The organism is Pseudomonas donghuensis (assembly GCF_000696345.2).
GTDB lineage: Bacteria > Pseudomonadota > Gammaproteobacteria > Pseudomonadales > Pseudomonadaceae > Aquipseudomonas > Aquipseudomonas donghuensis.
In genome coordinates this window covers 2,019,763-2,043,137 of record NZ_CP071706.1, presented here as the reverse complement: position 1 = coordinate 2,043,137, position 23,375 = coordinate 2,019,763, and the positions used below count along the sequence as shown (strand labels likewise).

At 61.9% G+C, this 23,375-nt stretch carries 19 protein-coding genes; 8 read left to right on the top strand and 11 right to left on the bottom strand.

Annotated elements, in window-relative coordinates; all coding sequences use genetic code 11:
• Positions 1 to 48 precede the first annotated feature (48 nt).
• The 6 genes from BV82_RS09345 to BV82_RS09320 all read left to right on the top strand — a co-directional run bounded on the left by BV82_RS09345 (position 49) and on the right by BV82_RS09320 (position 8,981).
• Positions 49 to 1,470 (top strand): transglycosylase SLT domain-containing protein, encoded by a 1,422-nt coding sequence (locus BV82_RS09345; protein ID WP_036994433.1) that lies wholly within the window; start codon positions 49 to 51, stop codon positions 1,468 to 1,470.
• Positions 1,471 to 1,596: 126 nt separating this feature from the next.
• On the top strand, positions 1,597 to 3,426 hold the full coding sequence (locus tag BV82_RS09340) for an extracellular solute-binding protein (protein WP_050990027.1): 1,830 nt from the start codon (positions 1,597 to 1,599) through the stop codon (positions 3,424 to 3,426).
• Positions 3,423 to 5,276, top strand: coding sequence for an extracellular solute-binding protein (locus BV82_RS09335; protein WP_026001399.1), 1,854 nt, complete (start codon positions 3,423 to 3,425; stop codon positions 5,274 to 5,276). The genes BV82_RS09340 and BV82_RS09335 overlap by 4 nt, the downstream gene beginning before the upstream one ends.
• A gap of 1 nt (position 5,277) precedes the next feature.
• Entirely contained in the window at positions 5,278 to 6,351 is a 1,074-nt protein-coding gene (locus BV82_RS09330) for a microcin C ABC transporter permease YejB (protein WP_010224360.1), read from the top strand.
• A gap of 1 nt (position 6,352) precedes the next feature.
• Complete coding sequence (locus tag BV82_RS09325; RefSeq protein WP_010224362.1) at positions 6,353 to 7,372, top strand: ABC transporter permease; 1,020 nt, start codon at positions 6,353 to 6,355, stop codon at positions 7,370 to 7,372.
• Between the two features lies 1 nt (position 7,373).
• The gene (locus BV82_RS09320; RefSeq protein ID WP_036994432.1) at positions 7,374 to 8,981 is read left to right on the top strand and encodes an ABC transporter ATP-binding protein; all 1,608 of its coding nucleotides are present in this window, start codon (positions 7,374 to 7,376) and stop codon (positions 8,979 to 8,981) included.
• 134 nt (positions 8,982 to 9,115) lie between these two features.
• On the opposite strand, the gene BV82_RS09315 is transcribed toward BV82_RS09320, so the two are convergent.
• From BV82_RS09315 to BV82_RS09285, 7 genes are all read right to left on the bottom strand, one after another.
• Positions 9,116 to 10,987: a SurA N-terminal domain-containing protein gene (locus BV82_RS09315; RefSeq protein WP_036994430.1), complete on the bottom strand. Its 1,872-nt coding sequence runs from the start codon at positions 10,985 to 10,987 to the stop codon at positions 9,116 to 9,118.
• A 198-nt stretch (positions 10,988 to 11,185) separates the two neighbouring features.
• Entirely contained in the window at positions 11,186 to 11,458 is a 273-nt protein-coding gene (locus tag BV82_RS09310; protein WP_010224366.1) for an HU family DNA-binding protein, read from the bottom strand.
• 148 nt (positions 11,459 to 11,606) lie between these two features.
• Positions 11,607 to 14,003, bottom strand: coding sequence for an endopeptidase La (lon, locus tag BV82_RS09305; protein ID WP_010224367.1), 2,397 nt, complete (start codon positions 14,001 to 14,003; stop codon positions 11,607 to 11,609).
• A gap of 151 nt (positions 14,004 to 14,154) precedes the next feature.
• Complete coding sequence (clpX, locus tag BV82_RS09300) at positions 14,155 to 15,438, bottom strand: ATP-dependent Clp protease ATP-binding subunit ClpX (protein WP_010224368.1); 1,284 nt, start codon at positions 15,436 to 15,438, stop codon at positions 14,155 to 14,157.
• A 108-nt stretch (positions 15,439 to 15,546) separates the two neighbouring features.
• Positions 15,547 to 16,188 (bottom strand): ATP-dependent Clp endopeptidase proteolytic subunit ClpP, encoded by a 642-nt coding sequence (clpP, locus tag BV82_RS09295; protein ID WP_010224369.1) that lies wholly within the window; start codon positions 16,186 to 16,188, stop codon positions 15,547 to 15,549.
• 91 nt (positions 16,189 to 16,279) lie between these two features.
• The gene (gene tig, locus BV82_RS09290) at positions 16,280 to 17,590 is read right to left on the bottom strand and encodes a trigger factor (RefSeq protein WP_010224371.1); all 1,311 of its coding nucleotides are present in this window, start codon (positions 17,588 to 17,590) and stop codon (positions 16,280 to 16,282) included.
• Positions 17,591 to 17,861: 271 nt separating this feature from the next.
• The gene (locus tag BV82_RS09285) at positions 17,862 to 18,164 is read right to left on the bottom strand and encodes a DUF6388 family protein (RefSeq protein ID WP_010224373.1); all 303 of its coding nucleotides are present in this window, start codon (positions 18,162 to 18,164) and stop codon (positions 17,862 to 17,864) included.
• Positions 18,165 to 18,354: 190 nt separating this feature from the next.
• Between BV82_RS09285 and BV82_RS09280 the strand changes: the two genes are divergently transcribed.
• Both BV82_RS09280 and BV82_RS09275 read left to right on the top strand, forming a co-directional pair.
• The gene (locus BV82_RS09280; protein ID WP_244993535.1) at positions 18,355 to 18,888 is read left to right on the top strand and encodes a sigma-70 family RNA polymerase sigma factor; all 534 of its coding nucleotides are present in this window, start codon (positions 18,355 to 18,357) and stop codon (positions 18,886 to 18,888) included.
• Positions 18,885 to 19,841, top strand: coding sequence for a FecR domain-containing protein (locus tag BV82_RS09275; RefSeq protein ID WP_036994428.1), 957 nt, complete (start codon positions 18,885 to 18,887; stop codon positions 19,839 to 19,841). Before BV82_RS09280 ends, BV82_RS09275 begins: the two co-directional genes overlap by 4 nt.
• Before the next feature lie 6 nt (positions 19,842 to 19,847).
• On the opposite strand, the gene BV82_RS09270 is transcribed toward BV82_RS09275, so the two are convergent.
• The 4 genes from BV82_RS09270 to BV82_RS09255 are packed head-to-tail and all read right to left on the bottom strand — an operon-like array spanning position 19,848 to position 23,371.
• Complete coding sequence (locus BV82_RS09270) at positions 19,848 to 20,615, bottom strand: ATP-binding cassette domain-containing protein (RefSeq protein ID WP_036994426.1); 768 nt, start codon at positions 20,613 to 20,615, stop codon at positions 19,848 to 19,850.
• Position 20,616: 1 nt separating this feature from the next.
• Positions 20,617 to 21,627, bottom strand: coding sequence for a FecCD family ABC transporter permease (locus tag BV82_RS09265; protein ID WP_036994424.1), 1,011 nt, complete (start codon positions 21,625 to 21,627; stop codon positions 20,617 to 20,619).
• On the bottom strand, positions 21,624 to 22,454 hold the full coding sequence (locus tag BV82_RS09260) for a heme/hemin ABC transporter substrate-binding protein (RefSeq protein WP_036994423.1): 831 nt from the start codon (positions 22,452 to 22,454) through the stop codon (positions 21,624 to 21,626). The genes BV82_RS09265 and BV82_RS09260 overlap by 4 nt, the downstream gene beginning before the upstream one ends.
• Complete coding sequence (locus BV82_RS09255) at positions 22,451 to 23,371, bottom strand: ChuX/HutX family heme-like substrate-binding protein (protein WP_051636723.1); 921 nt, start codon at positions 23,369 to 23,371, stop codon at positions 22,451 to 22,453. Before BV82_RS09255 ends, BV82_RS09260 begins: the two co-directional genes overlap by 4 nt.
• Positions 23,372 to 23,375: the final 4 nt, after the last annotated feature.

The window sequence follows — 23,375 nt, the reverse complement described above, 5'->3', positions numbered from 1 at the left end:
GCTTTCTAGAATCCCCCGACATTTTTGCCCGGAACTTTGTCCCAGCCAATGTCGTCCACTAGCCGCAGAACCTTCAATTCCGTCGCCCTGACGCGCCTGGCCCAAGCCAGTGCGCTGGCCCTGGCCGCCACCCTTGTGGGCTGCCAGAGCACCCGTCAAGTCGACGAATCCGACAGCGTTCGCGCGCACAACTACCAGGCTCGGGCCAAGCAGAAACCGCTGATCGTACCGGTCAAACCGGTGGAGCAAGCGCCTCAGGACGTCTGGGAACGCATGCGCCAGGGCTTCGTGCTGCAGGACGGCGTTGCAGTCAACCCACGCATCGAACAGCAACGCCTGTGGTTTGCCAGCAACCCCTCGTTCCTGGAAAACGCCGGCGACCGCGGCAGCCTGTACATCCATTACATCGTCGAACGCCTCGAAGAGCGCAACATGCCGCTGGAGCTGGCCCTGCTGCCAGCGATCGAAAGCGCCTACAACCCGATGGCCTATTCACGGGCCCATGCGGTAGGCCTGTGGCAGTTCATCCCCTCCACCGGGCGTTACTTCAACCTGCGCCAGACCCGTTTCTACGATGGCCGCCGCGACATCACCGCCTCGACCAACGCCGCGCTGGACTACCTGACCCGTCTGCACGACATGTTCAACGGCGACTGGCTGCTGGCCCTGGCGGCCTACAACGCCGGCGAAGGCACCGTCAGCCGCGCCATCGAGCGCAACGAGAAGCTCGGCCTGCCGACTGACTACTGGAACCTGCCGCTGCCGCAGGAAACCCGCGACTACGTGCCCAAGCTGCTGGCCCTGTCGCAGGTGGTGATGACACCGCAGGCCTATGGCGTCAACCTTAACCCGATTGCCAACGAACCGTACTTCGAAGCGGTCGCGATCAAGGACCGCCTCGATCTGTCACGTGTCGCCGCCCTGGCCGAAATCGACGAAGACGAGCTGTTCCAGCTCAACCCGGCCTTCAAGAAGCGCATGACTGTCGACGGCCCGCAGCAGTTGCTGGTGCCGACCGCCAAGGCACAGCTGCTGACCGCCTCGCTGTCGAACATGAAGCCTGAAGAGCTGCTGACCCTGCAGCCGAAAAAAGCCGTGTTCGAAGCTGCCATGGCCGAAGCCGCACCGCGCACCAGCACGACCCGCAACAGCCGCTACCGGGTCAAGCGTGGCGACAACCTGGCCAGCATCGCCAAGGCCAACAAGGTCAGCGTCAAAGACCTGCAGCGCTGGAACAAGCTCTCCGGCCAACGCCTGAAGACCGGCCAGACCCTGGCGATGCAGAGCACCCAGCCGGCTGGCGCAAAGAACCAGAAAAAATCCACCCAGTACAAGGTGCGCAAAGGCGACTCGCTGTACCTGGTGGCCAAGCGCTTCAACGTCGAGATGCAGCACCTCAAGCGCTGGAATCCACGCAGCGGCCACGCCCTCAAGCCGGGCCAGACCCTGACCGTCTACCTCAATCATTGAGGCCCGCGCTCCGGTCACTGACCGGAGCGCCCTGCAGCGCCCCATGCGGCACTCTTTTTCCAGTCGATACAAGCTGTTACTGTAGCCGGAATAAAGCCCAAGCCGCCTGGATCGGATCTCGACTTGATACGTCCCCTCCTGTTGCTGTCACTCAGCCTGGCCTTGAGCTTTCCCGCGGGCGCAACAATCAGCGAAAGCCACGGTTACGCCCAGTTCGGCACGCTCAAGTATCCAGCCAAATTCACCCACTTCGACTGGGTCAATCCGCAAGCGCCCAAGGGCGGTACCTTGCGGGCCATGGCATTTGGCACCTTCGACACCCTCAACCCCTATACCTTCAAGGGCTCAAGCCCGGTCACCACGCCGAACTTCTTGCAGTACGGGGTGAGCGAGCTGAACGAAACCCTGATGGTCGGCACCGGCCAGTACGACCCTTCCGGTGATGAGCCCACGTCCAGCTATGGCCTGATCGCAGGCTCGGTCGAGTACAGCGAAGACCGCAGCTGGGTGGTGTTCAACCTGCGTCCCGAGGCGCGCTTTCACGACGGCAAGCCGATAACCGCCAGCGACGTGGCGTTCTCCTACCGCACCCTGCTCAAGGAAGGTCACCCGATCTACCGGACCAACCTGCAGGAAGTAAAGCGCGTCGACATTCTCAACCCGCGACGTATCCGCTTCGTCTTCAAGCGCGCAGGCAACCCGCTGCTGATCCTGCGCCTGGGCGAGATGCCGGTGCTGCCGGCGCACTACTGGAAGGGCCGCGACTTCAAGGCCACCACCTTCGAGCCGCCGCTAGGCAGCGGCCCGTACCGCATCACCCAGGTCCAGCCTGGGCGGCGCCTGGTGTTCGAGCGGGTGAAGGATTACTGGGGCAAGGACCTGGCGGTCAACCGCGGCAAGTACAACGTCGACCGCGTCGAATTCGAGTTCTACCGTGACAGCGCAGTGGCCTTCGAAGCCTTCAAGGCCGGCGAGTTCGACATCTACATCGAGCACCAGGCGAAGAACTGGGCCAACGGCTACAACTTCCCGGCGGTGCGCCGCGGCGACGTGATCAAGGCGCAGATCCCGCACAAGATCCCGACCCAGACCCAAGGCCTGTTCATGAACAGCCGCCGCGCGACCTTCAGCGATGTGCGGGTGCGCCAGGCGCTGGGGTTGATGCTCGACTTCGAATGGACCAACCGCACCCTGTTCAGCAGTGCCTACCAACGTGCCAGCAGCTATTACCCCAACAGCGAGCTCGCCGCCAGCGGCCTGCCGGTGGGCAAGGAATGGCTACTGCTGGCGCCCTACCGCAAGCAATTGCCGGCGGCGCTGTTCACCGAGCCGTACAAGGTCAGCCACACCGACGGCCGCGGTATCAACCGCCAGACCCTGCGCCAGGCCCTTGACCTGCTCGGCCAGGCCGGCTGGAAGCTCAACGGCCAGCGCCTGCTCAACAGCGCCGGGCAACCCTTGAAGCTGGAGCTGCTGCTGGTCAATCCGAACCTTGAACGGATCCTGCAACCTTATGTCGAAAATCTTGCCAGCATTGGCGTCGAAGCACGCTTGCGCACAGTAGACCGGGCCCAGTACAAACAACGCCTGGACCAGTTCGATTTCGACATGATCCTGATGACCCTGAACCAGACCCTGAGCCCGGGCCTTGAACAATGGCTGTACTTCCATTCAAGCCAGGCCTCGACCAAGGGCAGCAAGAACTATGCTGGCGTGAAAGACCCGGTGGTCGATCACCTGCTCGACACCCTGCTGGCCGCCCAGAGCCGTGAGGACCAGGTGACTGCGGCACGCGCCCTGGACCGGGTATTGCTGTGGCAGTACTACATGATTCCCAACTGGTATCTCGACAACCACCGCCTGGCCTACCGCAATCGCTTTGCCTTTGTGGCCACGCCGCCCTACACCCTGGGGCTCAACAGCTGGTGGATCAAGCCTTCGGAGAAAGCCCAATGATGCCAATGTCCCGCCTGCGCCTGAAGGCCTGCGCACTGCTGCTGGCCTGCCTCGGCAGCCAGGCACTGGCTGCACCGCAACACGCCCTGACCCTCTACGATGAAGCGCCGAAGTATCCGGCAAATTTCAAGCACTTCGACTACGTCAACCCCGACGCGCCCAAGGGCGGCACCTTCCGCCAGGCCGGTTTCGGCGGCTTTGACAGCCTCAACCCGTTCATCAACAAGGGCGTAGCGGCCGACGACATCGGCCTGATCTACGACACCCTGATGACCCAGAGCCTGGATGAGCCTTTCACCGAGTACGGCCTGGTCGCCGGCAAGATCGAGAAAGCCCCGGACAACAGCTGGGTGCGCTTCTACCTGCGCCCCGAGGCACGTTTTCATGACGGCCAGCCGATCCAGGCCGACGACGTGGTGTTCACCTTCAACACCTTGATCAAGCATGGCGCACCGCTGTACCGCGGCTACTACGCCGATGTCGCCGAAGTGATCGCCGAAGACCCGCAGCGGGTGCTGTTCAAGTTCAAGCACAGCAATAATCGCGAACTGCCACTGATCCTCGGCCAGTTGCCGGTATTGCCCAAGCACTGGTGGGAAAACCGCGAATTCACCAAGGGCAACCTGGAAATCCCCCTGGGCAGCGGCCCGTACAAGGTCGCCGAGGTCAAGCCGGGGCGCTCGGTCCGCTATGAGCGGGTCAAGGACTACTGGGGCAAGGACCTGGCGGTCAACCGCGGCTTCTACAACTTCGACGAGATGACCATCGACTACTACCGCGACAGTGCGGTCACCCTCGAAGCACTCAAGGCCGGCCAGTTCGACTACCGCCTGGAAACCGCAGCCAAGAGCTGGGCCACTGCCTATGACGTGCCAGCAGTGCGGCACAAGCGCCTGATCCTCGAAGAGCTGCCCAACGGCAACCCGACCGGCATGCAGGGCTTTGTCTACAACATCCGCCGCCCGCTGTTCCAGGATATCCGGGTGCGTGAAGCATTGAGCCTGCTGCTGGACTTCGAATGGACCAACAAGCAGCTGTTCAACGGTGCCTACACCCGCACCGGCAGCTACTTCGAGAACTCCGACATGGCCGCCCGCGGCCTGCCCGACGCCGCTGAACTGAAGATTCTCGAACCGCTGCGCGGCAAGATTCCCGATCAGGTGTTCACCCAGGCCTTCGCCAACCCGGTCACCGATGGCAGCGGCATGATCCGCGAACAACAGCGCAAGGCCTACAAGCTGCTGCAGGAAGCCGGCTGGCGCATTGTCGACGACAAGATGGTCGACGCCCAGGGCAAGCCGGTATCCATCGAATTCCTCCTGGCACAGACAGAATTCGAGCGCATCCTGCTACCGTTCAAGCGCAACCTGGCGGACCTGGGTATCGACCTGGTGATTCGCCGGGTCGATGTCTCGCAATACATCAACCGCCTGCGCTCGCGGGATTTCGACATGATCGTCGGCGGCTACCCGCAGTCCAACTCCCCGGGTAACGAGCAACGCGAGTTCTGGCAGAGCGCCGCCGCCGACAATCCCGGCAGCCGCAACTTCATCGGCCTGAAGGACCCGGCCATCGACACCCTGGTAGAGCAGCTGATCAACGCCGATTCGCGACAGAGCCTGATCGAGCACTCGCGCGCCCTGGACCGGGTGCTGCAATGGGGCTACTACGTGATCCCCAACTGGCACATCAAGACCTGGCGCGTGGCCTACTGGAACCACATCGGCCACCCCAAGGTTTCGCCCAAGTACGACATCGGTATCAACACCTGGTGGATCAAGCCCGATGTCGAGCCGGTGGTGCCGCTGAACCCGGCGCCCGAAGCGCAAGCGGCCGAAGGGGCGAAATAGCATGCTGGCCTATATCTTTCGCCGTTTGCTGCTGATCATCCCGACCCTGCTGGGCATCCTGATCATCAACTTCATCATCATCCAGGCCGCCCCGGGCGGCCCGGTGGAGCAGATGATCGCCAAGCTCGAAGGCTTCGAGGGCGCCACCAGCCGCATCGCCGGTGGCGGCGCCGAAGTTTCGGTGGCCGGCTCCAACTACCGCGGCGCCCAGGGCCTGGACCCGGCCTTGATCAAGGAAATCGAGCAGATGTACGGCTTCGACAAGCCGGCGCCGGAACGCTTGTGGATCATGATCAAGAACTACGCCCACCTGGATTTTGGCGACAGCTTCTTCCGTGACGCCAAGGTCATCGACCTGATCATCGAGAAAATGCCGGTATCGATCTCCCTGGGGCTATGGAGCACGCTGATCATGTACCTGGTGTCGATCCCCCTGGGGATCGCCAAGGCCACCCGTCACGGCAGCCACTTCGATGTCTGGACCAGCTCGGCGATCATCATCGGCTACGCCATCCCGGCGTTTCTGTTCGCCATCCTGCTGATCGTGCTGTTCGCCGGTGGCAGCTACCTGGACTGGTTCCCGTTGCGCGGCCTGACGTCGAACAACTTCGATGAGCTGAGCACCACCGGCAAGCTGCTCGACTACTTCTGGCACCTGGCGCTGCCAGTCACTGCGCTGGTGATCGGCAACTTCGCAACCATGACCCTGCTGACCAAAAACAGCTTCCTCGACGAGATCAACAAGCAGTACGTGGTCACCGCCAAGGCCAAGGGCCTGAGCCCCAACCGCGTGCTCTACGGTCATGTGTTCCGCAATGCCATGCTGCTGGTGATCGCCGGTTTTCCCTCGGCGTTCATCGGTATCTTCTTCACCGGCTCCTTGCTGATCGAAGTGATCTTCTCCCTCGACGGCCTGGGCCTGATGAGTTTCGAGGCAGCGATCAACCGCGACTACCCGGTGGTCTTCGGCACCCTGTTCATCTTCACCCTGCTCGGGCTGGTGGTGAAGCTGATCGGCGACCTGACCTACACCCTGGTCGACCCACGCATCGACTTCGACAGCCGGGAGCACTGAGATGAACCTGTCACCTCTGAATCGCCGGCGCTTCGAGCGCTTCAAGGCCAACCGCCGTGGCTGGTGGTCGCTGTGGCTGTTCCTGATCCTGTTCGGCCTGAGCCTGGGCGCCGAGCTGATCGCCAACGACAAGCCCCTGGTGGTGCGTTACGACGGCCAATGGTACTTCCCGGCGCTCAAGCGCTACCCGGAAACCGCCTTTGGCGGCGAATTCCCGCTGGAGGCCAACTACAAGAGCCCGTACATCCGCGAGTTGCTGGCGGCCAAGGACAGCCTGGTGCTGTGGGCGCCGATCCCGTTCAGCTACCAGAGCATCAACTACGACCTCAAGGTCCCGGCCCCTGCCCCGCCGTCGACGCAGAACTGGCTGGGTACCGACGACCAGGGCCGCGACGTGCTGGCACGGGTCATCTATGGTTTCCGTATCTCGGTGCTGTTTGCCCTGACCCTGACCATCCTCAGCTCGATCATCGGCGTGATTGCCGGCGCCCTGCAGGGCTTTTACGGCGGCTGGGTGGACCTGGCCGGGCAGCGCTTCCTGGAAATCTGGTCGGGGCTGCCGGTGCTGTACCTGCTGATCATCCTCGCCAGCTTCGTGCAACCGAACTTCTGGTGGCTGCTGGGGATCATGTTGCTGTTCTCATGGATGAGCCTGGTGGATGTGGTGCGCGCCGAGTTCCTGCGCGGGCGCAACCTGGAGTACGTGCGTGCGGCGCGGGCGCTGGGCATGCAGAACGGCGCGATCATGTACCGGCACATCCTGCCCAATGCGATGATCTCGACCATGACCTTCATGCCGTTCATCCTCACCGGCGCGATCGGCACCCTGACCGCCCTGGACTTCCTCGGCTTCGGCCTGCCGCCGGGGGCGCCGTCACTGGGTGAACTGGTGGCCCAGGGCAAGTCCAACCTGCAAGCGCCCTGGCTGGGCATGAGCGCTTTTGCCGTGCTGGCACTGATGCTCAGCCTGCTGGTGTTCATCGGCGAATCCGCCCGCGATGCCTTCGACCCGAGGAAATGAGATGAGCAAGCAAACCTTGATCGAAGTCCGCGACCTGGCCGTCGAGTTCGTCACCGGCGATCAATGCCAGCGGGTGGTCGAAGGGGTCAGTTTCGACATCCGCCGCGGCGAAACCCTGGCCCTGGTCGGCGAAAGCGGGTCGGGCAAGTCGGTGACGGCGCACTCGATCCTGCGCCTGCTGCCCTACCCGCTGGCCCGCCACCCTAGCGGCAGCATCCTGTTCGAGGGGCGCGACCTGCTGACCCTCGACGAAAAACAGATGCGGCGCATCCGCGGCAACCGTGTCGCGATGATCTTCCAGGAGCCGATGACCTCGCTCAACCCGTTGCACAACATCGAGAAGCAGATCAACGAGATCCTCCTGCTGCACAAGGGCCTGCGCGGCAAGGCGGCCACCGAGCGCACCCTGGAGCTGCTGGCGATGGTCGGCATACCCGAGCCCCACAAACGCCTCAAGGCGCTGCCACACGAGCTCTCAGGCGGTCAGAGGCAGCGTGTGATGATCGCCATGGCCCTGGCCAACGAGCCCGACCTGCTGATCGCCGATGAACCGACTACGGCGCTGGACGTTACCGTACAGTTGAAGATCCTCGAACTGCTCAAGTCCCTGCAGGCCCGCCTGGGCATGGCCCTGCTGCTGATCAGCCACGACCTCAACCTGGTCAAGCGCATCGCCCATCGGGTCTGCGTGATGCAAAAGGGCCAGATCGTCGAGCAGGCCGATTGCGAAGAACTGTTCCGCAACCCCAAACACCCCTACACGCAGATGCTTCTCGGTGCCGAACCCAGCGGCGGGCCGGCCGGCAACCCGCCTGGCGCCCCGATGCTGCAGGTCGAGGACCTGCGCGTGTGGTTCCCGATCAAGAAGGGCCTGCTGCGGCGCACCGTCGATTACGTCAAGGCCGTGGACGGCATCAACTTCAGCCTGCCACAGGGCCAGACCCTGGGTATCGTCGGCGAAAGCGGTTCGGGCAAGTCGACCCTGGGTCTGGCGATCCTGCGCCTGCTTGGCAGCCAGGGCAGCATCCGCTTTCAGGGCACGGCCCTGGAGAACCTGACCCAGCAGCAGGTGCGGCCATTGCGTCGGCAGATGCAGGTGGTCTTCCAGGACCCGTTCGGCAGCCTCAGCCCGCGCATGTGCGTCAGCGATATCGTCGGCGAAGGCCTGCGCATCCACCGCATGGGCAGCGCCGCCGAACAGGAGCAGGCAATCATTGCCGCCTTGCATGAGGTGGGGCTCGATCCGCAGGCGCGGCATCGTTATCCGCACGAGTTCTCCGGCGGTCAGCGCCAGCGCATCGCCATCGCCCGGGCGCTGGTGCTCAAGCCGGCCCTGATCCTGCTCGACGAGCCGACCTCGGCACTGGACCGTACCGTGCAGCGCCAGGTGGTGGAACTGCTGCGCTCATTGCAGAGCAAGTACAACCTCACCTACCTGTTCATCAGCCACGACCTGGCGGTGGTCAAAGCGCTCAGCCACCAGTTGATGGTGGTCAAGCAGGGCCAGGTGGTGGAGCAAGGGGTGGCGGCGGATATCTTTGCCGACCCGCAGCATGCGTATACACGGCAGTTGCTGGAGGCCGCGTTTCTGGCGCCAACACCGGCCTAGTCGCGTCGCCTGGATTACGCCCGCTTCGCGCTCGATCGCTGGCAAGCCAGCTCCCACAGGAGCCAGTGCATCCCTAGACCCTGAAAACAAAAAAGGCCGCATCAGCGGCCTTTTCTGTTTCAAGCATCAAGCACTCAGTAGCGAGTGATATCCGCCTTGGCTTCCAGCTGCTTGCGGTACGCCGCGAAGTCCTGCTGGCCGGCGCGCGAAGCGAGGAAGCGGCGATAGGTCGCTTTCTCTTCTTCAGTGGCCGCAGCGCCTTCGTTGACGCCGTTCAGGCGCAGTACCACCAGGCTACCATCGTTAAGGGTGACGCTGGCGTACACCGGCTTGTCCTTGGCTTCTGGCTTGCTCATGCGGAACAGCGCCTGCAGCTCGACCGGGTCGATACCTTCCTGGCTGCGCGAAACCGCTTCCTGGACTTTCCAGGCCTGACCGTCCTGGCTGGCCGCCAGGGCAATCTTGCCATCACGCAGACCGGCGATCAGGGCATCGGCCTTGGTCTTCAGTGCAGCAGTCGCCTGCTCTTTGGCCAGGTGCTTGCGGATGCTCTCGGAGACGACTTCAAGGCCCAGTTGCACAGGCTTGCGGTGTTCATTGACGCGCAGCACAACGATGGTTTCCGGATCCAGCTCGATGGCCGTGCTGTTGGCAGCCGCTTCCAGCACTTCTGTGCTGAACGCAGCCTGGATCACGGCGCGGTTGGCAGTGATGCCTTCGCCGCCTTCACGACCGAACGCCGCCGAAGTCTGCACCTTCAGGCCCAGCTCCTGAGCCGGTTGGGCCAGGTCGGAGGCTTCGAACGCCGAGTCTTCCAGTTGCTTGGTCACTTCGACAAAGCGCTGTTCGACCTGCTGGGCCTTGAGCTCGCGGGTCAGCTTGTCTTTCAGGCTGTCGAAGCTTGGTACTTCCGGCGCCTGGACACCGAGCAGCTTGATCAGGTGGAAACCGTACTCGGTACGCACCGGCCCCGAGACCTGGTCCTTGTTCAGCGCGTACAGCGCCTCTTCGAAGGCCGGATCATAGACGCCCTGCCCGGCATAGCCGAGGTCACCGCCGTTGTTGGCCGAGCCCGGGTCCTGGGAGAATTCCTTGGCCAGGGTGGCAAAGTCTTCGCCCTTGGCCAGACGCGCCTGGATCTCTTCGATCTTGGCCTTGGCCTGCCCCTCGTTCACCTTGTCGTTGATTTCGACAAGGATATGCGCGGCATGACGCTGCTCGGCGAGGTTGGCGATTTCTTTCTCGTACAGCGCCTTGAGCTCGTCCTGGTTGACTTCAACCTGGTCGAAGAACGCGGACTTCTTCAGCTCGATGTAGTCGATGACGACCTGATCGGGGCTCATGAATTCCTTGGCGTGTTGGTCGTAGTGCGCCTTGATCTGCTCGTCGGTAACCTTGACCGCGGCCGGGTCGGCCTTGAAGGTCAGCGAAGCGAAATCACGGGTCTGTTTTTCCAGACGGGCGAAAGCGTTGACCTGGTCGTCGGTGACAAAACCGCTGCCGGCAAGGCCGGTGCGCAGTTGGCCGATGAGCATTTCCTGGGCCAGCATTTCGCGGAATTGCAGACGGCCGTAGCCCATCTGGCGAATGACCTGGTCGAAGCGCTCGGCGCTGAACTTGCCATCTTCCTGGAATTCAGGCGTTTGCAGGATCAATTGGTCGAGGGCCGCCTCGGAGAAAGCGAACTTGGCGTCTTCGGCGCCCTGGAGCAGCAACTTGCGATCGATCAGCCCCTTGAGCGCGGCTTCACGCAGCATTTGCTCGTTGAGCATGGCCGGATCGAAATCCTTGCCCAGCTGTTGCATCAGCTGCCGACGTTGCATGTCGACGGCCTGGCTCAGCTCGTTCTGGCTGATCGTGTCGCCATTGACCTTGGCAGCGTCCTGGCTGTTGGTGGTGGCCTGGAAGATGGCATCGAAGCCGGTCAGTGCCATCAAGGCTACGATGACACCGATGATGGTCTTGGCAATCCAACCTTGTGAATTGTCCCTGATATTCTGCAGCATGCGTCCCCCAGAAACGGTTGTACTGAATGAACCAACCGTGGAGCGTGGGTAGAGTCCTGATAGAAGAAAGGCGCATCCGAGGATGCGCCTTCTCGTAACTGGCCGAGCGCCGGGAACCTGGTATCAGGCCTCCCGACGCTCGGCAGCCGGGCCAGGCATGAACCGGGCTCGGTTAGGCGTGTGCCTGAAGGAAGCGACTTAGTTGACGGCTTCTTTCAGAGCCTTGCCAGCCTTGAAGCCAGGCTTCTTGGCGGCAGGGATTTCCAGGGTCTTGCCGGTTTGCGGGTTGCGGCCGGTGCGCGCTGGACGGTCGGTGACGGAGAAGGTACCGAAACCTACCAGTACCACGGAGTCACCTGCCTTCAGGGCGCCGGTGACGGATTCGATTACTGCGTCCAGCGCTTTGCCAGCGCTAGCTTTCGAAATATCAGCAGATGCGGCGATAGCGTCAATCAGTTCCGACTTGTTCACTCTAAGTCCCCTTATATCTCTATTGAGTTTGTTTCTAAGTATGTAATGAAAAGCTAAACGAGCGCTGGGTGGCCTGTTGACACTTAAGTGCCGCTTTATAACAAGGGCCTGAAAATACTGTCAAGAAAGCCCCCCAGCCAAATACGTACTAATGCGTGCTGATTCTTTCCTTGGAATCGCTGTCGCGCTTTTCATCCTTGGCGACAATCTCCGGAGCCACATCGGGCAAGGGCTCCGGGGCGTATTGCAGCGCAATTTGGAGGACTTCGTCAATCCATTTGACCGGTTTAATCTGCAGATCCTGCTTAATATTCTCAGGAATTTCCTTCAAATCGCGCACATTCTCTTCCGGAATGATCACCGTCTTGATTCCACCACGGTGAGCGGCCAGTAGTTTTTCCTTCAAACCACCAATCGCCAGCACCTGGCCACGCAGGGTGATCTCACCGGTCATGGCCACATCGGCACGCACCGGAATCTGGGTCAGGGCCGAGACCAGGGCGGTGCACATGCCGATACCGGCGCTTGGACCGTCCTTGGGCGTGGCACCTTCGGGCATGTGGATATGGGTGTCGCGCTTCTCGTGGAAGTCGGCAGGAATACCCAGGCTCCGCGCCCGGCTGCGCACCACGGTTTGCGCGGCGGTGATCGATTCGACCATGACATCACCGAGCGAACCGGTCTTGATCAGTTGGCCCTTGCCCGGGATAACTGCCGCTTCGATGGTCAGCAATTCGCCGCCCACCTGGGTCCAGGCCAGGCCAGTGACCTGACCGACCTGATCCTGCTGCTCGGCCAGACCGTAGCGGTACTTGCGCACGCCAAGGTAGTGCTCGAGCTGCTCGCCCGTGACCTTCACCGCCACCTGCTTGAGGCCGGCGTGCTCCTTAACCACCTTGCGGCAGATTTTCGCGATCTGGCGCTCCAGGCCCCGCACACCGGCTTCGCGGGTGTAATAGCGAATGATGTCGCGAATGGCCGTGACATCGACCTCCAGCTCGCCCTTCTTCAGGCCGTTGGCCTTGATCTGCTTGGGCGACAGGTACTTGACCGCGATGTTGATCTTCTCGTCTTCGGTGTAACCCGGCAGACGGATGACTTCCATCCGGTCCAGCAGGGCTGGCGGAATGTTCATCGAGTTGGAGGTGCAGAGGAACATCACGTCCGAGAGGTCGTAGTCGACTTCCAGGTAGTGATCGTTGAAGTTGTGGTTCTGCTCGGGGTCGAGCACTTCCAGCAGCGCCGAGGCCGGGTCGCCACGCATGTCGCTGCCCATCTTGTCGATTTCGTCGAGCAGGAACAGCGGGTTGCGCACGCCAACCTTGGTCATTTTCTGAATCAGACGACCGGGCATCGAACCGATGTAGGTACGGCGGTGGCCGCGAATCTCGGCTTCATCACGCACGCCGCCCAGGGCCATGCGCACGAACTTGCGGTTGGTGGCGCTGGCGATCGACTCGGCCAGGGAGGTTTTACCCACACCCGGCGGGCCCACCAGGCACAACACCGGGCCACGGATCTTTTTCACCCGCTTCTGCACGGCGAGGTACTCAAGGATGCGCTCCTTGACCTCTTCCAGCCCGTAGTGGTCGGCGTCGAGGATTTCCTCGGCCTTGGCCAGGTCCAGGCGCACCTTGCTCTGGGCCTTCCACGGCACCTGCACCAGCCAGTCGAGGTAGGAACGCACGACAGTGGCCTCAGCCGACATCGGTGACATCTGCTTGAGCTTGTTCAGCTCGGCCTGGGCCTTGGCATAGGCATCCTTGGGCAGGCCGGCGGCGTCGAGGCGCTTTTTCAGCTCTTCGACTTCGTTGTGACCTTCTTCGCTGTCGCCGAGCTCTTTCTGAATGGCCTTCATCTGCTCATTCAGGTAGTACTCGCGCTGGCTGCGCTCCATCTGTTTCTTGACCCGGCCACGGATACGCTTCTCGACCTGCAGCAGGTCGATCTCGGCATCCAGCAGCGCCAGCACGTGTTCAACACGGGCCGAAAGGTCGAGGATTTCGAGGATTTCCTGCTTCTGCTCGATCTTCAGCGCCATATGCGCTGCCATGGTGTCGACCAGGCGCCCAGGCTCGTCGATGCTGTTGAGCGACGACAGGACTTCAGCCGGGACTTTCTTGCCCAGCTGAACATATTGTTCAAATTGTGACAGCAAGCTACGGACGAAGACTTCAGACTCGCGTTCGGCAGCCTGGGACTCGTCGATCAGCGAAACCTCGGCACGAATGTGCCCGTCGACTTCGTTGAAACGCTCAACGGCACCGCGCTGCTCACCTTCGACCAGCACCTTGACGGTGCCATCGGGCAGTTTCAGCAGTTGCAGGACGGTGGCAATGGTACCGACGCGGTACAGGGCGTCTTCGCCTGGATCGTCGTCAGCGGGGTTCTTCTGGGCCAGCAGGAGGATCTGCTTCTCGCCCGTCATCGCGGCCTCAAGGGCCTCGATGGACTTCTCGCGCCCCACGAACAGTGGGATGACCATATGCGGATAAACGACGACATCACGCAATGGCAGGAGAGGCAAGTCGAGGGTGGTCTTCATGATTTCGCCTCTACAGCGGCCTTATGGCCGGAAACCGATGGAATTTGAGCGTGGAGTTAATGTGGGGGCAGGCCCGCAAAAAAACAAGCGCTGCGACAGGAAAAGCAAAGGGGCCCGAAGGCCCCTTGCTTGAATCGAGCCGCAGGGCGACTCAGACGTCGGGTGCAGCCTTGGCTTGCGGCTCGCTGTTCTCGTAGATCAACAGCGGCTGCGAGGAGCCATCGATGACGCTCTCGTCGATCACCACCTTGCTGACATCCTTCTGCGAAGGAATCTCGTACATGGTGTCGAGCAGGATGCCTTCGAGGATCGAACGCAGGCCACGAGCCCCGGTCTTGCGCTCCAGGGCCTTGCGAGCCACCGACTTGAGCGCATCGCTGCGGAACTCCAGATCCACGCCTTCCATTTCGAACAGCTTGGCGTACTGCTTGGTCAGGGCATTCTTCGGCTCGGTCAGAATCTGCATCAGCGCAGCTTCGTCCAGCTCGTCGAGCGTCGCCAGCACAGGCAGACGACCAACGAATTCCGGAATCAGGCCGAACTTGACCAGATCGTCAGGCTCGACTTCACGCAGCGACTCGCCAACCTTCTTGCCTTCCTGCTTGCTGCGTACTTCGGCACCAAAGCCGATGCCGCCGCGGGTGGAGCGTGCCTGAATGACCTTTTCGAGGCCCGAGAACGCACCGCCACAGATGAACAGGATGTTACGCGTATCGACCTGCAGGAACTCCTGCTGCGGGTGCTTGCGACCACCTTGCGGCGGAACCGAAGCGACCGTGCCCTCGATCAGCTTGAGCAGCGCCTGCTGCACGCCCTCGCCCGAGACGTCACGGGTGATGGACGGGTTGTCCGACTTGCGCGAAATCTTGTCGATTTCGTCGATGTAGACAATGCCCATCTGGGCTTTTTCCACGTCGTAGTCGCACTTCTGCAGCAGTTTCTGAATGATGTTCTCGACGTCTTCACCCACGTAACCAGCTTCGGTCAGGGTGGTAGCGTCGGCGATGGTGAACGGTACATTCAACAGACGCGCGAGGGTTTCGGCGAGCAGGGTCTTACCCGAGCCCGTCGGACCGATCAGCAGGATGTTACTCTTGCCGAGTTCGACATCGTCGTTCTTCTTGTCGCGTTGATTCAGGCGCTTGTAGTGGTTGTACACCGCTACCGCCAGTACCTTTTTCGCACGCTCCTGACCAATGACGTACTGGTCCAGGATGGTGCTGATTTCTTTCGGCGAAGGCAGTTTATGCGCGCTGCTTTCGGCCTGGGCTTCCTGCACCTCCTCACGGATGATGTCGTTGCACAGGTCGACGCACTCGTCGCAGATAAATACCGAGGGGCCGGCAATCAACTTGCGCACTTCGTGCTGGCTTTTGCCGCAGAAGGAGCAATAGAGCAATTTGCCGTTGTCCTCGCCGTTACGGGTGTCAGTCATTCGATCGATCCAATCCGGTAGGCTTGCAACACAAGATGAAGGCAATTGCGGGCTTTTTCAAGTCCGCAAGTAGGCGCAATGCGCGCCCGCCTGCTCTGGCACCCGGATTCAGGAGGCCAGTTGCCGCTTGTCGTAGACCGAGTCGATCAGGCCGTATTCGGCTGCGCGCTCGGCGCTCATGAAATTGTCGCGCTCAGTGTCACGCTTGATGGTCTCCAGGTCTTGACCTGTGTGGTAGGCCAGCAACTCGTTCAGACGCGACTTGATGGAAAGGATTTCCTTGGCGTGGATCTCGATATCCGTCGCCTGCCCCTGGAAACCGCCCAGTGGCTGGTGAATCATCACCCGCGAGTTCGGCAGGCAATGACGCTTGCCTTTTGCACCCGCAGCCAACAGGAAAGCACCCATGCTGCAGGCTTGGCCGATGCAGATGGTCGAGACGTCCGGCTTGATGAACTGCATGGTGTCGTAGATCGACATACCGGCAGTCACCGAACCGCCCGGCGAGTTGATGTAGAGATGGATATCCTTGTCCGGGTTTTCCGCTTCAAGGAACAGCATCTGCGCCGCTACCAGGTTGGCCATGTAGTCCTCTACCGGGCCGACCAGGAAGATCACCCGCTCCTTCAGAAGGCGCGAGTAGATGTCATAGGCGCGTTCGCCACGAGCGGATTGCTCGATAACCATCGGGACCAGGCCGCCTGCGGCCTGGATGTCAGAGCTCTGCTGATAATAAGAATTGCGGGACATGTCCTGCACTCACTCCCAAATAGTCATGTCTTGAATACGCACAAGCCAGCTCGAAGGCTGGCTTGTGGTGTTTTCCTACGAAAGAAAGAAATCAGTCAGCGGCAGGTGCCTGGGCTGGCTTGACAGCTTCTTCGTAAGAGACCGATTTGTCGGTCACAGTCGCTTTCTGCAGAACAGTATCCACAACTTGTTCTTCCAGCACAACCGAACGGACTTCGTTCAGCTGCTGGTCGTTCTTGTAGTACCAAGCCACGACCTGCTCAGGCTCCTGGTAGGCCGAGGCCATTTCCTGGATCATTTCGCGAACGCGGGCGTCGTCAGGCTTGAGGTCGAATTGCTTGACCACTTCGGCGACGATCAGGCCCAGCACGACGCGGCGCTTGGCTTGCTCTTCGAACAGTTCAGCCGGCAGTTGCTCAGGCTTGATGTTGCCACCGAACTGCTGAACGGCTTGAACGCGCAGGCGGTTCACTTCGTTTTCCAGCAGGGCTTTCGGCACTTCGATCGGGTTGGCAGCCAGCAGGCCGTCCATTACCTGGTTCTTGACCTTGGTCTTGATCGCCTGACGCAGTTCACGCTCCATGTTCTTGCGAACTTCGGTGCGGAAACCTTCCAGGGTTGCTTCCTTGATGCCGAACTGGGCGAAGAACTCTTCGGTCAGCTCAGGCAGCTTTGGCTCGGCAACGCTGTTGACGGTAACGGTGAACTCGGCGGTTTTGCCAGCCAGGTCCAGGTTCTGGTAGTCCTCAGGGAAGGTCAGGTTCAGAACGCGCTCTTCACCCGCCTTGGCGCCAACCAGGCCTTCTTCGAAGCCCGGGATCATGCGGCCGGAACCCAGCACCAGCTGGGTGCCCTTGGCCGAACCACCGGCGAACACTTCACCGTCGACCTTGCCGACGAAATCGATGTTCAGCTGGTCTTCGTTCTGGGCAGCGCGGTCGGCGGCTTCGAAACGAACGTTCTGCTTGCGCAGCACTTCCAGCATGTTGTCCAGGTCGGCGTCAGCCACTTCGGCGCTCAGGCGCTCGACGGCGATCGAGTCGAAACCGGCAACGGTGAACTCAGGGAATACTTCGAAAATGGCGACGTATTCCAGGTCCTTGCCCTTTTCGAACGATTTTGGCTCGACGGCAGGGGCGCCAGCCGGGTTCAGCTTCTGCTCGACCACGGCTTCGTAGAAGGAAGCCTGTACCAGGTCGCCGAAGGCTTCCTGACGGGCGGCGTCTTCGTAGCGCTGACGGATCACGCTCATCGGCACTTTGCCAGGACGGAAGCCTGGGACCTTGGCACGACGGGCAGTCTGTTGCAGACGCTTGTTGACTTCGGTCTCGACGCGCTCGGCCGGAACGGCGATGGTCATGCGGCGCTCGAGAGCAGAAGTATTTTCAACAGAAACTTGCATGGATATTCCTCGTTGCACAGACGTTAGCCGGCGATACCCGACTCCAGAATCAAGGGCAAGCATTCTAGTGGCTCAAAGGCCAGAAGTCACCCCGTTCAAGACGACGGGAAAGCACGCCGGTCCATTTCATTCAAAGACCCCGGCAAAAACCCCGCCGAGGGCCGCTCAACACACACAGGCCCTGGCCTGGACCCCACACGTGAACGCATGACGATCCAGCCCCGGGGCTGCAGAAAATATTGTCAAAACACTACAAAACCGAGTCGCCGCATTACGGCGCCTCCTCGATGATGTCATTGAACGCGCAATACTCTTCCCACTCCATCCCCAGCGCCTCGGCCGCTTCGCGGTGCACCTCAAGGCGCATGGCCGCAAGCTCCCCGGGGGACTCGGCGATCAACTGCAAGGTCAACTCCCAGGGTTCCAGCCCCTGCTCCTGCGCGGCATCCTCGAAGGCCCAGAGGACCTGCTGAGCCTGCTCGTGCTCGCTGAGCGCGGCGATCTCCTCGCGCATCTGCGGATGGGCCTGGAGATAGCGCTGCAGGGCAATGGCCTGACGTTCGGGTGAAATCATGGTGCTCTTCCTTTTCGCGACCGCAAACCCGGCCACTGTTTCAACCGGCTGAAATCTATCAGCTTTTGATCGCTTGTCACTAGCCATGCGCGATCAAGTGGCAAGTCAGTTTCAAGCCACCACAAAGACACTAATAACAATCATTAACATTTGATAATTAGTCTCGCTATACTGCGTTCCCGAAACCCCGATGCCGATCTCGCCCCCGATGGACACCCGCCACTCTCCAGCCGCGCTCAACACCAGCCTGAGCACACTCTACAACGACCATCACCGCTGGCTGCACCGATGGCTGCGAAACCGCATCGGCTGCCCGGAACATGCCGCCGACATTGCCCAGGACACCTTCCTGAGCATTCTCAGCTCCAAGGACCTGTTCAGCATTCGCGAGCCGCGCTCGTTCCTGTCGACCGTGGCGCGGCGGCTGATGGCCAATGTCTATCGCCGGCGCCTGGTCGAACAGGCGTATCTGCAAGCGTTGGCCAGCCTGCCCGAAACAGTGGAACCCTCACCCGAAGTCCGCGTGCTGGCACTCGAAGCACTGGCCTTGCTCGACCGCATGCTCGACGCCTTGCCGGGCAAGGTCCGCGAAGCGTTCCTGCTGTCGCACCTGCAGGGTTTGAAGATCGCCGAAATCGCTGAGCGCCTGCAGGTCAGCAGCCGCTCGGTGAAGCTCTACCTGGTTCGAGCCAACCAACACTGCTTTTTTGCCGACCTGTCATGAGCCCCTCGCCATTCAATCCGCGCACCACCCGCGAAGCTGCACAATGGCTCACCGAAACCATGGAAGGCCGGCTCAGCCCCGAGCAGCAGCAAGCGCTGGAACACTGGCGCGCCGCCCATCCGGATAACGAACGCGCCTGGCAGCACATCGAAGCGCTACGCCGCCGGATGGCCGGGCTGGAGCCGCAGGCCGGCTACAAGAGCCTGTCCCTCGGCAAGCGGAGCAGTCGCCGCCAAACGCTGAAAACCCTGGTGCTGCTCGGCCTGTTCGGCTGCGCCGGGCAACTGGCCTACCGCAACGTCTGGCGCCCTAGTCAGACTCTGACCTACAGCAACGGTGCCAGCGCGCCGCAGCACATTACCCTGGAGGACGGCAGCCAGCTGACCCTGGATGCTGACACCGAGGTAGCAGTGCAGTTCGATAGCCAGCAACGCCGCATCGAGTTACGCAGCGGGCGCGTGCTGATCAGCAGCGGCCACCCGCCGGACGCCGCCCAGCGGCCACTTGGCGTGGCAACGCCGCAGGGCCTGGTGCGGGCATTGGGGACACGCTTTTGCGTCGAACTGCAACCGGGCCTGACCCAGGTCGCGCTGTTCGAAGGGGTGATCGAGGTACGCACCGAGCAGTCGCCGGGCAGCACCCTGCGCCTGACACCGGGGCAACGCGCCCGCTTCACCCCGACGCGCATCGAGCCGGCTACCGCTAACCAGACCGAGCCAGCCTGGAGCAAGGGCTTGCTGATGGCCGACAACATGCGCCTGGATGCCTTTGTCGAGCAGCTCAGCCGCTATCGGCCAGGCCTGCTGCGCTGCAGCGACGAGGTTGCCGCGCTACGTATCTCTGGCGTCTATCCGCTGGCCGATACCGATGCGGTGCTCGACGCCCTGCCCCATTCATTGCCACTGCAGGTGCAGCGACGCTCGCGCTACTGGGTGACCTTGAGCGCTCGTTAAGCACCTTCATGGCGCCAGCTCGATGCGCACCTGGTGCCGGCCCATCGGGCTGACATGCACCTGGGCGGCAAATACCCGGGCGATACGCTGCTCGCTGAGCACCTGGGCTGGCGCACCACTGGCACAGAGCCGGCCGCTCTCCAGCAACCACAGGCGATCGCAATAACGCGCCGCCAGATTCAGGTCGTGTAGCACGCACACCACGGCAATCTGCGCGGAGCTGGCGAGCTTGCGCAAAACCCGCATCAGGTTCTGCTGCTGGCCGATGTCCAGGGCACTGGTGGGCTCGTCGAGCAACAGCAGGCAACCCTGGCCATCACGCCAGGCGTCAGTCGTGGGGCTGATTGCCAGCTGGTTCATGGCCCGGGCAATGGTCACCCGCTGCAGCTCGCCACCGGACAGGGACAACACCACGCGCCCCAGCAGATGGCGGATATCCAGGGCGTCGACAATGCCCGCGCAGGGCTCACCGGGATGCTGCTGACCGAGGCGAATGAACTCATCGACCTGCCAATCAAAGGCACTGTCCATCTGCTGGGTTACCAGAGCCCGCCTGCGCGCCAGTTGTCCGGGCAGGTAAGCAGCCAGTTCACGACCCAGCAATTCGATGCGCCCGGAATCTGGCTGCAGGTAACCAGAAATCAGCGAAAGCAGCGTGCTTTTACCTGCGCCATTGGGACCGATCAGCCCGAGCAGCTCACCGGCCTTGATCTGCGCATTGATGGGTGCCAGAGCGAACGGCTGTTCCAGGCTGACATTGATCAGTTCAAGCATCTCAGAACTCCCGCACCTTGCGACCGAGTAACAACCAGAGAAAATACGGCCCGCCAATGATGCTGGTGACCAGGCCTACGGGGATTTCCGCCGGGCTGGTCAAGCTGCGCGCCAGGGTATCGGCCACCAGCAGCAGAATCGCGCCGCAGAGCATCGAAGCCGGAATCAGCAAACGATGGCCCGGGCCGAAATACAGACGCAGGCAGTGTGGCACCAGCAAGCCGATAAAACCGATGATGCCGCTCAAGGCCACACACAAGCCTACCCCCAGCGACGAAGCCAGGACTACGCGACTCTTCAACCGGTCACCATCCAGCCCGGCAGCGTGGGCAGACACGTCCCCCAGCTGGAACAGGTCCAGGTCAGCGGCGCAACGCGCCAACACCCACAAGGTCAATGGCAGGACCAGGCAGGCCACGGCCAGGGTCGACCACTCGGCGCTGCTCAGGCTGCCCATCCCCCACAGGCTCAGTTGGCGCAGCTGTTCTTCGCTGGCGAGGTAGGTAAGGATGCCGCCCACAGCGCCCGTCAGGGTATTGATCACCAACCCCGCGAGCAGCAAGGTAATGGTCGACTCACGCCCCTTGTAACCACGACCGATACGGAAAATCACCAGGGTCACCAGCAAGGCGCCGATGAAACCGGCGAGAAACTGCCCATAGCGCTCCAACCCGGCAAAGCGGCCCTTGAACAGCACCACCCAGATCGAAACCGCAAGCCCCGCGCCGCTGGCTTGGCCCAGCAGCGTCGGGTCGGCCAAGGGGTTGCGAAACAGGCCCTGCATGGCTGTGCCGCCAGCGGCCAGGGTCGACCCCACCAGCACCGCCAGCAGCAACCGAGGCAGGCGCACTTCACTCCACACCTGCCACTCCAGCGCGCTTGGCAGCTCACCGAGCAGAATCCGCGGCGACAAGCCGATACTGCCGACCAGCGAGCACGTCGCCAGCATCGCGCACAACCCTGCCAGCATCAGCACCAGGGTCGGCAATGAGACATTCCCGGCGCCCTTCATGGGAACAGCGCTCCCGCATCCTGACGCAACTGCAACATGGCCTGCACCGTGCGCGGCCCGAGGTTGAGCAGCGCCTGGTCATCGACCAGCACCAGGCGCCGATGCTGTCCGGCGGGAGTGTGCGCCAGGCCGCCGAGCTTCCACAGGTTGTCTTCACCGCCCAATGCTGCCAGCCCGGCCTTGCTGACAATGACGAAGTCCGGTGCCAGCGCCACCATGGCTTCCGCTGCTACTTGCTTATAGGCATTGAAGCCAGCGCCGTTTTCGATACCGGCCTGCTCCAGCGCGGCCTGGGCTTCGGTACCACGCCCCATGATCAACGGCGTCATGCCGGCACGGTTGAAAATGAACACCGCCTTTGGCCCTTTCAATGCCGGCATCGTTGCCAGCGCCGCCGCTAGCTGGCGCTGCTCATCGAGCAACGGCTGAGCCTGTGCCTGGCGATTCATGGCCAGTGCAACCTGCTCGATCTTGCCCGGGATATCGCCAATACCCTTGCCTCGGGCGACACTTACGACCTCAAGCCCGAGACCGCCGAGTTGGCGCAGTACGCTAGTCGGGCGGGCGGCATCGCTGATCAGCAGCCGTTGCGGTTTGAGGGTCAGCACGCCTTCTGCCGAGAGTTGGCGCAAGTAGCCTACCGATGGCAGGTTGGCGATGGCTTCAGGATAACGACTGGAATCATCGCGGCCGACCAGGCGCGAGGTGCCGCCCAGGCGATCGACGATTTCCGCCAGGTCATTGCCGATCACCAGGGTGTCGGCAGATTCGGCCTGTACGGTCATTGCCGTACACGCCGCCAGCAGGCCGAGGAGCAAGCGCTTCATCGCGCCGCCTCCAGAGCATCCAGCCATTCACGCCAGACCAACTGCTCAGGCTGCCCCGCCGGGCGACGGGCGAACACCTGGACGATCAGACGCTGCTCGGCGTCAAAAAACTCAAGGCTGGTGACGCCGCCGACCTGATTAGGCTTATAGACGCGCCAGATTTGCGCATCCGGCGCATCGGCGATTCTAAAGCCGGTAGGCGCCGCCTGTTCACTGGCAGGCATATCAAACAGCAGCTCAGCGCCCGCCTCGCTCATGCCCGTCAGCCGGCCCGTAAAGATCTGCACGCTACCGGCACTGTAGACGAACAGCATCAATTCCAGCGCACTGGCGGCCAATTGCCGGAACACCGCGACCGGGCTGGTTTGCGCCAGTTGCCGGGCGAACTGCGGCGCCACCAGGGCGTTACCCTCAAAGCGGGTCAGGCCGTGGCGCTTGAGCAAGGCAAAGTGCTCATGGACGTTGGCCATCGCCGCCCACTCTTCGACCAGGCCGGGCACCTGCGGATTGCGCTTGCTGAAGGAAGGTTGCACGCTGAAATCGGCCGGTTTCTCGACGCACCGTCCATACAGCGCTGCCCAGCCGGCCAGTGACGATTGCTCCGTCGAGGCCAGGCACAGCAGCAGTTTGCCGTGGCGATCGAAGACACTGAGGCTGTAGACACCCACCTCAGGATCAAGCGAGATGCCGACCCAGTGCCAGGCGCGCAGGTTCAAGCGCAGATCCAGGCCATCCTCGCCAATCACCAACCCCGCTTCGCTGATGTCGTCGGACTGCGGATAACGGCCTAGTTGCTCGATCGAGGCGTGGCTGGCCGGTGTGCGGGTGCGCACCGGGCCCAGGGTATGCAGTTGGGCGGCCACTTGCACGGCGGGCAGGTCCAGGCACTTGAACCCGCTATCAGTCAGTTGAGTCATGGAT